Genomic DNA, 13677 nt, shown 5'->3' with positions numbered 1-13677 from the left:
GTCTTAAAGTGTGATAAAGGTGGATTGAAAAAATTATGTTAAAACAACCGCATCAGTTAAACGACCATTCGCTAATCACTTTAGCTGGTACAGTTGGTGTTGGTAAGTCTACGTTAACAAACACGCTAGCCGAAGCATTAGACTATAAAGCTTCTTTTGAAAAAGTAGACGGCAACCCATATTTAGAAGATTATTATGCTGATTTTAAAACTTGGTCGTTTCATTTACAAATCTATTTTTTAGCCGAACGTTTTAAACAACAAAAAATGATGCACGAAGAAAAAGTCGGCTACATTCAAGACCGAAGCATTTATGAAGACGTAGGGATTTTTGCAAGGATGCAATATGAAAATGGAAATATGACAAGCCGTGATTACGAAACGTATAAATCACTTTTTGAAGCCATGGTCCTCTCCCCGTACTTCCCTAAACCTGATGTGCTTATTTATATTGACGGTAAGTTAGAACGAATCTTAGACCGAATTAACAGTCGAGGTCGCGATATGGAAATTCAAACGCCTCATGAGTTTTGGGAAGGGCTATACAACCGTTATCAAAATTGGATTGCTAATTTTGACGTTTGTCCCATTTTACATTTAGACATCGACTCCTACGACTGTAATGACCCTGAGTCTGTTCAAGAGATCATTCGCGGTTTGGAACGCCTGCAGCATGAAGATATCAATTATTTAAAACTGTAAAACTCGATTGCTATACAATTGCTCTCATATTATTTATTTTAAGCTGATGATATCAATGGTTACTAAGGTTCTTTTCTTAGTGACCATTTTTTATAGATTAGCTCTGTAAACCTTATTACCTCTTCCTCTACAAACTATTACATTGATGTTTATCGGTTTATACCTTTAACATTCCTAGAATTGTGACTGGTCGAACCACTCTCTCTCTAATCATTTTCATAAATCTCTATTTTTAAAAGCTTCTAAGAAGAATAGTTGTGAAATAAATTAATTATTCTTTAGTAATTCTATATACAGTTCAGTACCCTCTTTAAGAATATTATTAAACTCATCTATCGTTAAATTAGGGTCTTCTTGTCCTATTTTTTCTGAATATAACCCATTTTCAACTACTGTTAAAACTTTATTCATCCCTTCAATGAAATCTTCTTCTATCGTTGTTAATGTATCATTTTCAGCAAAATTTGAAACTGTATTAGAGTATTGAAGAAATGTATCCTGCTTTCTTATTCCTCGATTAACGGTTGCATTTCCCAAATCTAATATCGCGTATAATTCATTTAATTTGCTTTCTACAACAATCAAACTTCTTTTAAGGTGCTCACCTTCTATGTCGTCTGTTAAAATGACATCTAATTCTGCTTTGGCATCACTTAAATTAAAGTAAAAACGATTTAAAAAGCTTTCATATTGAGATTCATACTCTTTTTTATTTTCTAACTTCTCATGATATAACATAAATACGCTAATAATTAGTGCAATCGATAAACCGATTATAAAAATGTTTTTAGCCTTGTTAACGTTTGTTTTCAATTTAATCTTCCTTGTCTTATATAAGTAGAATGACGTTTCAAGAAACTTGGTTCTTTCAATCCTCCGTTGTAAAGTTGGAGTTACTAACCTAGTAAACTTCCTGTTTTTCACTCTTTGAAGTGCTTATAACAGAACTTGTTACACCATTTGTTAAACAAAATAGAATACTACCTAATTGTTTTATTATCAACCTTTCTATTTCTCATTAGTCGAAAAATAACCAGACCCATTAGAAAAATAAATGAAAGTGTAAATAATATACCATACCCAGTTTCATTAACGTGCAATTTGGCACAATCTAATCTTAAATCTTATTTATCAAAGTTTTTATTGCACTAGTTACCACTTTTGGTTCATCATTCTGTATATAATGGCCACTATTTTCAGCAATGATGAATTCGCTTTTTTGTGATATTTTAGAAATCTCTTTTTGCATTTCATTCCATAACGTTTGTGATTCCTCTGAATAATGAGCTTTTTCTCCTGCTGACAAAACAATTAATGGTACATCTACATTTCTTTTTGATTGTTTTAGTTGTTTTAAACTTTCCATAAATTCATCGTAATTACACTCGGAAACAAATTGTTTGTTATAAGCTTGTTGAAATTCTTTTGGCATCGTTGGGAGAAATCTTTCTCTATAATCTTCAGGCGTAGAATCAAGTAAGATAAGTCCACATACTTCATTAGGATATTCAGTTGTATATAATCGTAAATTAACTCCTCCAAATGAATGACCGACTAATATGTACGGCGGTTCTACCTTCGCTTCAGTAAGAAGTTCTTTTAACTCTTTTATGATCGCACGGCTTGTTCTTGAGTTAGAACTAGATTCACTCTTCCCAAGACCTGCTCTATCATAAATTAGAACATTCGATAGCATTGAAACATCTGATATAACTGAATCCCACCCCTTCGAATCATCCCCATATCCAGCATCCATGACAATCGTTGGTTTCCCTTTATTTTCACCAACTAATTTGGCATATAGTTTACAATTGCTTATTTGTATCAACATCTCTTTTGTCATATAATTCGTCCCTTTGTTTTCTTTAATCATTAATGAGAAAAATATATAATTCAGCTCCTACAAAACTAGTTCGTTAGCACAACAAGGAGCGTCTCAACGACAGATTGATTAACGTTTCCGTTAGCTTATATTTTTATCATTAACCCACCTCAACATTATTTTTTTCAAAATAAACAATGCTGCCCTCCACTTTAACATCATTTTCCATTCCACAGATACAAAAAAGATTTGCAACATTTCATTTCACTAACGCTCTCCGTTCCTTGAATTAGTAAGGGTTATTTTTTTTAATGATTTATTCTTTCTATATTTGCTTATAAGAATTGTTATGTAGAAAACAAAAATCATTAAAACAAATGTAATGGTAAAGATATATTTATAATCGAGTTCTCGATTTAATAACATATCATTTAATACTACAAAAAATGCATAAGAAAGAAAAAGTGTATTGGACGAATTACGATATGCTTTTAGCTTTATGTTATTTGAATGGTTGCTATTAGTTTCCAAACTTACTACCTCCACAAGTAAACGATCTACTTTTTTTATGGCATATATTTTTTCATCTTTTTCTCATCATCACATCCCGAAATAATAAAAAGATGACGATTGAAAATAATAATAGTAATTGCCTTTCTAACGCTTCAATGATTTCATCAATTGTATTTTTTTCTATATCTGAAATTTGTTTGTTTCATATAATGTTTGGGTTGTATGAATTACTTCTTCAAGGTCGTCCTTGCGTCAACTTATACTGTTTGTATTTTTGAAATATTGTGTTGCACTAATTACTGCAATTAATCCTACAAATAGAGGTGTAAAATATGCAAATGAATAAAGAACAAAAACGTTCAATTGTGTATTGCTACCAATATGATTTCCCATCAACAAACTTGACACAGAAATCGCTAAAACCAAAATCGGAAAAAGGTAGCGATTTACTTGTTTAATTTTTATAAACACAGATGAAAATCCAATGACTAGGAATAAAACTGAACCAAGAAGAGTAACGTTCCACATAATAATCCAAAAACGTTCTGAAACCCATCCAGCAATTAAACTATACCAGATAGCTTTGAAAACCCGACCATAATGAACTCCTCCATTTCTTGCTATTCCTTCTTAACGCAATATCCCTATTACTTGAATAAGCTTACTATTTCAAGTTTAACATTATTTCCCTTTTATTCGGACAAAAAAAGCGTCTCTTATTAAGTAAACTTATCCCGTTGGTTTTATAAAAAATTTTAGGATACCTTTATACTACAAGAAAGAAATCCAAGTAGGGTACTTTTATAAATCATTTCTCTATCCTATCCCTTGCTGTATCTGTGGTAGAGGATACTGGCATATGAGTGAAAACATTGGCAAGCCCGAATTTTGGCATATTATTATATATAGCTTCTGATGCATTTTTTTGGACTTTATAAGTCTCGTGATATATTCCAACACTACCATCATTCTTTATTTTATTATTGAAATTTCTCCAAGCAGTAGAATGTGTTTCTCCACGAGCATATGCCTCCAAATCTTCAAAGCTCCTCCAATACTGAATAAGGGTTATGCCTCGCCAACTTAATAGATATTCAGTGTGATAGAAACCTAATTCTGGACTTTGATATAATTCTTTTATCATCGGTCCCATTGCTTTAAATATTGGTATCCATTTTGTGAACGAAAAGAGATTGTTTATACGCATCCCAATTATAAATAAGACGAAGCTCTCTTCAGAATTGGCAATAAACCTACCATTATAAATTTTCTTGCTCATATAACTTCCTCCCTATAATCAAAGACCTCATTATTCAACTTTTCTCCCCATGACTTTAATAAGTTTTATCATTTTAATTCTAACATTATTTTCCTTTTTTGAGCGAAAAAATAGCATCCCTTATTAAAGAGACGCTTTTAATCAGATATCTCCCTCACATCAATGAATCAGTTGCTTACATGATTAGATCTTTCTTATGATGAGTTTTTGTTTATACATTATGATTATTCGAACCAGACAATTGATTCATTTTTTAGTCGTGTTAATCAAGCGTATATGGAACAGGACATAGTAAAGTTGGAACAATTGATGGAAGTTGAAGAAAATAAAAATCACCTGATTTTACTTGAACTTTACACTAATATTCTGAAAAACCGAAAACAGTGATGATCTATAGCTTAATCCGGAATCATTATTTGATTACCTCTTCTCAGTCGAAGTTTGGGATTACTATGAATGAAAGCTTTATAGCTGAACAATGTTACTAATGAATCCTGAAATGGTATTGAATTTATCTCACACCGCTTTTAAAAAAGTAAGCGATAACAATTAATAAAAGGCATACATATTGAATAAATTAGAAGCCCAAATGTGCATCTATCTCTACCCGTTGTTAAAGTAGGTTTTATATTTATTTCACAGTTGACTCTAATGCTTCGTTTCTTACCTCCAAAATATAATTGTCTAAAATATAGTCTTTGCCACCATTTTTCTCATACCAGTCTTTTACTCGTTGAACATGAGGCATGTCACTCCTTACATTTGACTCAATTTCTATGTAATCATCGTAACTATCATACTCCCATATAGCAAAGATTTCATAGGTATTATTTCCATTGTCCTTCATCCAACGCCCTACCAAACGCGCACCGTGTTTTAATTGATTTGGTAGATTCGTTTTATTAAAATGGTTATTAATTTCTTCGACAAAATCACTTTTCACAGTATAAAATTTTCTCCTATAAAACATAGAGTATCCTCCAATTTTTTAATTCTTTTTTCACAAACCTCCACGTTAACTACATAACTGTATAACGACTGCACTAATCATTTTCATATAGCGACTTATATTCGCTCCATAAAATATCACTATGAATACCGTCATAGTCTTTCGGTAAATCTTTTAAAAATTCTTGGTAGGCTATAAGTTGTAACCGTCAAGTAAAATTGAACACTTTTTGCTAATTAATTTTGAACACTTTCATTTCCAAATATGGTTTTTCGATATTTCATTCGATGGCTATCCTCGTTCATATGAATAACCTCTGCACGATGAATTAAGCGATCAAGAATAGCTGCGGTTATACTTGGGTCCCCCATTAATTCACCCCAATCACTTGGGGCTTTATTTGAAGTGATAATAATTGATGCACTGTTATATAGATCATTTATTAAATGGAAGAACAAGTTTGCTTCTCTTTGATCCATCGCCATAAACATCATGTCGTCAATAATGACTAAATCTGAATTTCTTATACGTTTCATTCTTGTTTGTGATTTCTTCGTTACTTCTTCTGTTTTTAACGTGTGTATCATTTCTCCCATTGAAATAAAACTCACTTTATACCCCTGATGAATGGCTTCAATACCTAACCCTACCGCAAGGTGAGTTTTACCCGCACCTTGCGGTCCTAATAAGATTAAATTAAATAATTGCTCTATCCAAGTTAGTTCTTTCAATTGATGATATTGCTTTTTACTTAACGATGCTTGTTCATCTAAGTTAAATTCATTTAATGTCTTGTGGAAGGGGAATGTCGCCCATTTCATATGTTTTTCTATCAACTTTTCCTCTCGACACTTTTTTTCATAAGATAGAACGTCTAATAAAAAGGTTGTATAAGATGCATCGTTTACTTCTGCTTCTTTGATTAAGTCAGTAATGTTCTTTGACGTTTCAGAGAACCGCAGAGATTTTAATAATTCTTCTGCTTGCTTTATTGGTTTCATAGGTCATCACCTGCCAAAACCGAAACATACTCCTTAATATCTCTTGTAGCTGGCTTTACACTCATGAGTGATTCACTTTCTTCATAAAGTGGTTTAATCCTGTTTGTCTGCTGAGGGAGTGTAATGTTCAACGGTCGTTGTCGGTCAAGGTACTGAACCATATCGCTAAAATCTGTTGCACAAAAGAGCTTCTGCTTTACACATTCCATCAGTGCACAATTGACGATCTTTCGATCATTTTTCTTTAATACCTTTGAAATGATTTGAAGCTGGTCTCTAATGTAACGAGGATATGCTGTCCGTACACCTTGAAGAAAGGAAAAGGCAAGTTCATTGTCGTCAAATTGTTCCACAATGGACTCAATAAAACTATCGATTCCTTTCGTACGATCCCGTGTATGTTGGCGATCTTGAATGAGCTTGCCTTTTTCAGAGGAGAGTGGATGTTTAGCTAACACTTCTCCTGTGGCAATATCACAGATGACGATTTGATTATTCTCAAGTATCGAAACCGTTACGGTTGGATTTTTCTCAAATGTCCCTAGTGGCACAGAATAACGGTTTGACTGATAATAAATCGTATTGTCCTTTCGTACTTTCCTTGATATACTTGAACTACATTGGTTATCAATAGGAAAACTATTGATAGGTGAAGAGATCGGTCGTAAGTGTTGCTTTTCCAGGAGAAACACTTCGATTGGTCTCTTTTTTGTTGTGTTATGAACCTTATAATTTCCTGTTCGTTCCAGCCAAGCTAAGCCATCCTCATTCCATTTATCTATACCGTGAAACACCCGATGTTTAGCGAAATTTGATTTAATATAACCTACTACATTTTCGATTTTACCTTTGCTCTCTGGATCGGCCTTTCGACAAACCCACATGTTTAGCTTCCTTTCTTCCTTATACGCTTGAAATTCCTTTGTTAAAATCACATCTCCACCATTTTCACTGACAACCAACAAAGCATCTTGGTCATAAACAATCTCTCTCGTAATACCTTCAAAGTATTGAAAGGCATTTTCGTGAGCGCGAATGACATCTCTTGTTGTAAAAGGACGATCCAGCCATTCTTTATACTTGTATCTAGAATTGGACATCACGAAGGCAATAAAACGAAGTTTTACACTGTTTCCATTACTAGACTGTTGATTGGTCTGTCCAAAGTCCACTTGCATTTGATCACCCAATGGTGGGTCAGGAATGGCTTCATATGTTCGAGGGACTGATTCCTTAGGAATGTTGTATTCATTTCGTAATTCCCTAACATAACTTCTAACTGTACTCTCGGCAACGTCTTCAACCCCATGTTGTTCTTGCAGCCAATCTAATACTTGAGAGGCAGACATATCTCGATGTTTCTCCAACCAAGAAAGGATAACATCTTTATAAGGATCTAACTTCTTCGCTCTTCCTTTTTGTTGAAGCATCCACTCATGCATATCACTAGGTGACTTTTTCAAATAACTATATACCGTAGTTCTTGAAACTCCTAGTTTTTGCGCAACCTTTACTTTACTGAAACCTTGCTTTAATAACTGCTGAATTTCCATGTACATTTCCCACTTATCCACCTTTTTTACCTCCATCACAATATATCTCAAAGGATAATCATACTGCGATATGAGGCTTTATTTTCAATCCTTCTTTTGGTAAATAAATGTTCAATTTTATCAAGCGGAAACTGTCCACTTTAGTTTATCAGTCACATAAGTCCATCTTCTTTGGCTTGATACAAAGAATTTAAATAGTTTTTCAAGGTATTTCTACCTTCTACTTGCTTATTTTCTTCTAGTATTTCTGATAATTCAGCGTGTAGCCTGTCTACCTCTTCATAATCAAATTTTTCAATATTATCCCTGAAATTATCAAACTTACTCTCTAACAAGTCCTCGTCAAATTCCATAGCGTTTTGCTTGCTCTGTGAGCAACCAATTATAATTCCCATAAAGCTTAAAATTATAAAAAAATAAATTAACTGTTTCAAAATACTCCCCCGTTTTAATTATTTTTACAACTTACTTAAAATCTTCTTTTAGAAACCTTCTCTTTAGTTTGATATTTTTTCATTTTTTTAGTGTGAAGAGAGTTGCAAAGTTACAATTCGTAACTTTAATAACTTCTCCGTTTGTTTAAGTAAAGACCTTCACAAAATCTACCTATTCATCCTCAATAATTAACATATTAGAATCGTCAAATTCCCAAATATCTCCGTAGGCGACTTCCCAATAATATCCATCATTATCTGTAAAATAACCACCATAACCGCCCCAATCAGTTTTCTGAGGCTCTTTTTGAATAGTAGCACCTGCCAACTCTGCCTTCTTGAATAGTTCGTCAACCTCCTCATTTGATTTTGCATTATAAGCTAAAGTGATTCCCGAGAACCCCCTTACGATTTCTGGAGGATTATTTTCATTAACATCCAAAGCTAATTCCTCTAAAGGATATAGTGCTATTCTGGTTCCTTCGTTTTAAAAAAATTATATCTGGACTAGACTCGTTTCCTCTAACTGAAGTGTCAAATCCTAATTGTTTGAAAAACTTGTGGGACATTACAATGTCTTTTGTAACAAGTGTTATTATATTTAATCTGTTCACATTGTCCTTCCTCTCTTAATTTTATATTTAATTTTAAGTAAATTGCTGATCTCAACCACAAACATTTATTGAAGTATCCTGCTCCGTACAGTTAAATAAAAATATCTTCTCCTGTTGAAGGGTTCTCCCCATTAGCCCCTCAACGGCACCAGAGGCTTATTGAACTATTGCTATCCGTTTCTTTAAGTACACTATTTCACATAGTATTTATTCTTTACTTTTCACTACACTTAAAATTTCAGAAACCCCCATTGCAATACTTGCATTGAGCATTCCAAACACTGTCCAAATTAACGTCATTCCATCATATTCCCCTATAAAGTTCATTACAAAGAATATAAAACAAAATGCAAATATTATTAGTCCGAAAATAAATAAAAATCTAACCAAATCTATACCTCCAGTAAAGCTACCCGTTTGTTCAATAAGAAAATAATCAACATCCCCTTAACCTACTAAATCCTGATAATCCAACAATGGTATTTCTACGGGAACCCCATCATTTTTATCTTTCCTATACAAAACTAAATAACCACCGATCATTTCATCGTCTGCTTCATAAACATATGCTTGTATCCAATCATAATTTAGAGAACCAGTTTCTACAATATACCCTCTTTGTAAGATAGGTTCATCCAAGTATGGGGTGAGGTCAATATTTGCATTTTCTTTTTTCTCTTGTACATATTTCTGATGTTCATTAAGTTGATTATGTACTATCGATTTATCAGTTTCTTGATAGTTGAAATATACTTTAGAATGACTGTATCGAATATCCCAACCATACGAAGATAGGTAATTTTCATGCTCTTTGGGAAAAGGGATTCCTTCCCGTTCTCTATCTTGGCACCCTATGATAAATATAAATGAAACAAAGATCAAAAAAGAGATTTTCCTCATAAAATTCCCCCCTAGATAAAAACAAATCAAACTTAAAAATAACTATGTTATGGAAAATTAAATAACTAAGAAAATAACTTATTAAGCTATCACACCTCGAACATTAAAGGATCATTCATTAATATACAACTCAAAATCCTCCCAATGATTCTGCTATTTTTAATAATTTCTCTTCACTTATATTATTGCCTTGTAGTCTATATGTTGTACCGTCGACCTCCCATTGAATAAATATTGCATTTGGACGAGCGATAAATCCAGGATTATTATTAATCTCGATTTCTTCCCAAGTATAGGTTTCTCCTTTTTCCAACTCAACCAGTGAAGCTACAAACCTAACTGAAACTTCTTTGATTTCATCAGAATTACCAAATAATTCAATTTTCGCTTGTTCGTCGTCATGATAAGTTATACTAGCTCCCCTCCATGTAATATCCTCTAAGTACATAGGGGTTTTTATTTCAAATTCTAATAAATCATTTAACGCACCTTCTACATCAGTAGTGGTTACCTTAGACATCTCAACTGATTGATTAGGAAAGAAATATAAAAGCAATAATAACAGGAAGGTTCCCATTAAAATTTTCTTCATAATTACCTCCTTCTCTTTTTTTGCTAAACTCCCTGTTAACAATACAAGGGGAGCGATTGCTTGTTCAGATAAAGCTACCGTTTGTGAGCAAACCATCATAAGATGTATAGCTAGTAATCTCTATGTAGAAAATAGAATGTTACCTGTCCAATTATAAAACTTACTATAATAACAACCATTCCAAAATTGACTTCCTTTGTCACAACACTAAAAATTACAAATGCGCTTATCATGAAGATTAAAGTCCAAGTAGCTTTTTTCAATTAAACCACCTTTTCTAGTAATTGGAGTTCCTAATTTCAATGATCAAAATTAATCTCTCCATTACTTTAATAAGCTTTATCATTTCAAGTTTAACATTATTTTCCTTTTATTTGGCCAAAAAATAGCGTCTCTTATTAAAGAAACGCTACCCGTAGTTATATACATATGATTTAACAATCTTTAACTATATTCACCTGATTTAATTTTTTCTATGAATTTGCTTGTTATCTTTTCAACTTCTTCTTGCGAATAGTGCTCAATATTGTATGAAAACATATAATGTCCTTCATCCACAGCGATAAAGTATTGATAGTCGGTTCCGTTGTTTCTAAATAACACTTCGTTTGCTTCTATCTCTATCAAGTCTTCACTAATACCGCCCTCTTCGTTATTAAGCATCTCCGGCATATCTAATTTACTAAAAGCTAACCAAAAGTACATATCTCCCGCATTTACATAAGGAGGAACGAGATGTTTCATCCCTGTTTTTTCTTTTTCTTCTTCTACAATGACTTCATTTTCGTAGCGCTCATCTTTATCCGATACTTCCGCATGGTACTGAACATCTACAGAAAAAGGCTCTTCTCCTGAAAAAGTAACAAATGCATTTTTGATTTCTAATTCTTCCATTTCTGGAACGAGAATATCTTTTATGTCTAATTCACTCATTGCCTTATCTCTAATTTCTTCTATTACGCTATCATACTGTTTCTTTTCATTTGTCTCAGAAACTTCTTTTTCCCCATCGTTGTTTTCAGCCATATTACTGCTACCGCAACCAAATAAGGTTATACCTGCAATTATGAGTGAACATACACACAGTAATTTCTTCATAGTTTATTTTCCCCCCTTGTATTAAATGATTGCTCAAAATATTAACCTACGTGTTTTTTGTCATAAGCAAAAATCCAAATTACAAGTGGTAAAACCAAAACAATGTATAATACCACAAACAAAGTTGTTCCAATTATTTCTGCCTCTGTTGCAATGTTTATGCCTATAAATATAATACCTAACGCTAAACAGGGAGCCACTAGTCCTTTCTGATGTTTATGGCGTGCATCTCTGTCCAACTTTTTGGCTCTTTTTCCTAACAAAAAGGTCAATTTCATTGCATGACCAATTGCGTATAATATCATAAAAACTCCTAAAAGAAATGATATTTCGTGCATTGTGTACTGCCCCCTATACTTTTACCTTAATAAGTGGTATCTCACTTAACTTTTCACCTAAATCACTGCTTTTTTTCCTAAACTCCCCATTAGTACCACAACAGAAGCGAGAGCTTATTCAACTCTCGCTCTCCGTTAGTTTAACAAGTCTAAGGAAATATCTGAGAGCCTATGTCTAATTACCAACTGAACTTTTTGTACTTTTTCATTACTGTTTTTTAAATCTTCTGTTTGTATTTCCCAAGATAATTTTGTTTCCTGTTCTAATTTTTTTACTTGTTCCTCAATCAAAAGAGAATGCTTTTCATATATCTTAATAGCAACTTTTTCATTATTAAATTCCTCTGGTAATCTATAATTTAACCCGTCAAACCATTCTTGGAATTCTTCCTTACCATATTTATTAAACCTGTTTTCTAAAATAATCATTATTTCATCAACAAATTCCTTATTAAATCCCATTTCATTCATCTTGTTTTGGATGTTATCCAAAGTAATATTTGATAATACATTTCTACTCTTAAACCCAAATAGTTTCTTAATCATCGTTCTCCCCCTTCATAACCATATATTTATTCAACTATTCTGCTCCGTTAGTTCAATAAAAAAATGGTATGTCCTTATTAAGCGAAACTCCCCATTACTTTTAGTACATCTTTTCACAAACTCAGCATACTACACATTGAAATTTTAACATATAATTCCAACGTTGCCACAAACTCTTTTGTTAGGTTATTTTCGTTTAATAAAACTCCAGCTGAAAATGTACCTTGAGGCTTGATACATTTTTCATACAATTTAGATTACGAAAAACATTTCAATAAGAGGTAATCCCCTATAGATCAATAAATAAAAAACCCCTATCAAATCACCATATAATTTGATAGGCAAATTACTCAACATTTTCTTTGTTTGAGACAGGTTACGGAACTCGTTACACCGCTTGGGAATCTGTTACCCGAAGAAAAAGTCTTAGTTGAACTTATACTTCACATTTAAATTCATCTACTTCGAGTAAAAATCTTAGGTGAAATTCTATACATTTTTATGAGAAAAACAAAAAAAGAAGGCCTCGGAATGAGACCTTCTACTTTAAGAATGATACGGTGAATCTTCAGTTTGCTGTTCTTTTTTTAATTTTTTTCGGTAAACGAATCCAGCCATTGTAATACTTACTTCGTATAAGAGTAGTAATGGGATAATCACTAGAATATCCGAAAGTAAATCTGGTGGTGAAATAAGTACACTGACGACAATTAATGCAAAGTAAGCATATTTCCTGTTATTCTTCATTCCTTCAGGCGTTATAATACCGATACTCGTTAAGAACATAACGACTAATGGCATTTCAAATAGAATACTAAAAGGAATGGTCATTCTTAATACGAATTGGAAATATTTATCCGGAGTAAACATCGTTTCAAACATCTCTGCTGATAAGCCGAGCAAGAAATTCAATACAATCGGCATAACAACAAAATAACCAAATGCTAACCCACCTACAAACAGTATGAAAGAAGCAGGAATATAAATAATCGTTGCTTTCCTTTCTTTGTCAGTTAAGGCCGGCTTTACAAACACCCAAATTTGAAAGATGAGTACTGGTACAGTACACGCTAACGCAATGACACCTGCTAAACTAAAGTAAACCCATACAATATCTAGCGGTCCTAAGACGGTGAGTGTCATATTAAGGTCCTTAACAAACCATTCATAAATGTCCCGAATAAAAATAAAGCTTATAATAAAGAAAACGATAAATGCTGCTAACGTGATCATAATACGTTTTCTTAATTCGTCTAAGTGATCAAGAATGTTCATACTTTCGTTAGACATGATGAGGCTCTCCTTAAACATGAAAAAGATGCAAGATGGATGACACC

14 protein-coding genes and 1 pseudogene are annotated in these 13677 nt (G+C 32.8%); 1 reads left to right on the top strand and 14 read right to left on the bottom strand.

Features of this window, described 5'->3' with window-relative positions; all coding sequences use genetic code 11:
• Positions 1–32: 32 nt before the first annotated feature.
• On the top strand, positions 33–701 hold the full coding sequence (locus LGQ02_RS09035; RefSeq protein WP_226518269.1) for a deoxynucleoside kinase: 669 nt from the start codon (positions 33–35) through the stop codon (positions 699–701).
• Positions 702–968: 267 nt separating this feature from the next.
• On the opposite strand, the gene LGQ02_RS09030 is transcribed toward LGQ02_RS09035, so the two are convergent.
• The 14 genes and pseudogenes from LGQ02_RS09030 to tatC form a co-directional block, all read right to left on the bottom strand.
• Positions 969–1514 (bottom strand): hypothetical protein, encoded by a 546-nt coding sequence (locus LGQ02_RS09030; protein WP_226517851.1) that lies wholly within the window; start codon positions 1512–1514, stop codon positions 969–971.
• Between the two features lie 304 nt (positions 1515–1818).
• Complete coding sequence (locus LGQ02_RS09025; RefSeq protein ID WP_226517850.1) at positions 1819–2544, bottom strand: alpha/beta fold hydrolase; 726 nt, start codon at positions 2542–2544, stop codon at positions 1819–1821.
• A 1300-nt stretch (positions 2545–3844) separates the two neighbouring features.
• Complete coding sequence (locus tag LGQ02_RS09020; protein WP_226517849.1) at positions 3845–4315, bottom strand: DUF4188 domain-containing protein; 471 nt, start codon at positions 4313–4315, stop codon at positions 3845–3847.
• A gap of 631 nt (positions 4316–4946) precedes the next feature.
• Positions 4947–5285 (bottom strand): NIPSNAP family protein, encoded by a 339-nt coding sequence (locus LGQ02_RS09015; protein ID WP_226517848.1) that lies wholly within the window; start codon positions 5283–5285, stop codon positions 4947–4949.
• A gap of 215 nt (positions 5286–5500) precedes the next feature.
• Positions 5501–6265: an IS21-like element helper ATPase IstB gene (gene istB, locus LGQ02_RS09010; RefSeq protein ID WP_226517847.1), complete on the bottom strand. Its 765-nt coding sequence runs from the start codon at positions 6263–6265 to the stop codon at positions 5501–5503.
• Positions 6262–7839 (bottom strand): IS21 family transposase, encoded by a 1578-nt coding sequence (gene istA, locus LGQ02_RS09005; protein WP_226517846.1) that lies wholly within the window; start codon positions 7837–7839, stop codon positions 6262–6264. Before istA ends, istB begins: the two co-directional genes overlap by 4 nt.
• A gap of 131 nt (positions 7840–7970) precedes the next feature.
• The gene (locus tag LGQ02_RS09000) at positions 7971–8252 is read right to left on the bottom strand and encodes a hypothetical protein (RefSeq protein WP_226517845.1); all 282 of its coding nucleotides are present in this window, start codon (positions 8250–8252) and stop codon (positions 7971–7973) included.
• 172 nt (positions 8253–8424) lie between these two features.
• Positions 8425–8866 (bottom strand): annotated as a pseudogene (locus LGQ02_RS08995) (VOC family protein).
• Between the two features lie 447 nt (positions 8867–9313).
• Complete coding sequence (locus tag LGQ02_RS08990; RefSeq protein ID WP_226517844.1) at positions 9314–9766, bottom strand: DUF4830 domain-containing protein; 453 nt, start codon at positions 9764–9766, stop codon at positions 9314–9316.
• Between the two features lie 130 nt (positions 9767–9896).
• Positions 9897–10358, bottom strand: coding sequence for a DUF4367 domain-containing protein (locus LGQ02_RS08985; RefSeq protein ID WP_226517843.1), 462 nt, complete (start codon positions 10356–10358; stop codon positions 9897–9899).
• Positions 10359–10802: 444 nt separating this feature from the next.
• The gene (locus LGQ02_RS08980) at positions 10803–11456 is read right to left on the bottom strand and encodes a hypothetical protein (protein WP_226517842.1); all 654 of its coding nucleotides are present in this window, start codon (positions 11454–11456) and stop codon (positions 10803–10805) included.
• Positions 11457–11497: 41 nt separating this feature from the next.
• The gene (locus LGQ02_RS08975; RefSeq protein WP_226517841.1) at positions 11498–11794 is read right to left on the bottom strand and encodes a hypothetical protein; all 297 of its coding nucleotides are present in this window, start codon (positions 11792–11794) and stop codon (positions 11498–11500) included.
• Between the two features lie 135 nt (positions 11795–11929).
• Positions 11930–12340: a hypothetical protein gene (locus LGQ02_RS08970; RefSeq protein WP_226517840.1), complete on the bottom strand. Its 411-nt coding sequence runs from the start codon at positions 12338–12340 to the stop codon at positions 11930–11932.
• Between the two features lie 546 nt (positions 12341–12886).
• The gene (gene tatC / locus LGQ02_RS08965) at positions 12887–13630 is read right to left on the bottom strand and encodes a twin-arginine translocase subunit TatC (RefSeq protein ID WP_226517839.1); all 744 of its coding nucleotides are present in this window, start codon (positions 13628–13630) and stop codon (positions 12887–12889) included.
• Between the last annotated feature and the right edge of the window lie 47 nt (positions 13631–13677).

The organism is Bacillus shivajii, assembly GCF_020519665.1.
Taxonomy (GTDB): domain Bacteria; phylum Bacillota; class Bacilli; order Bacillales; family Salisediminibacteriaceae; genus Bacillus_CA; species Bacillus_CA shivajii.
Note: the sequence above shows the minus strand (reverse complement) of the source record. Positions and strands in the feature narration are given on the sequence as shown.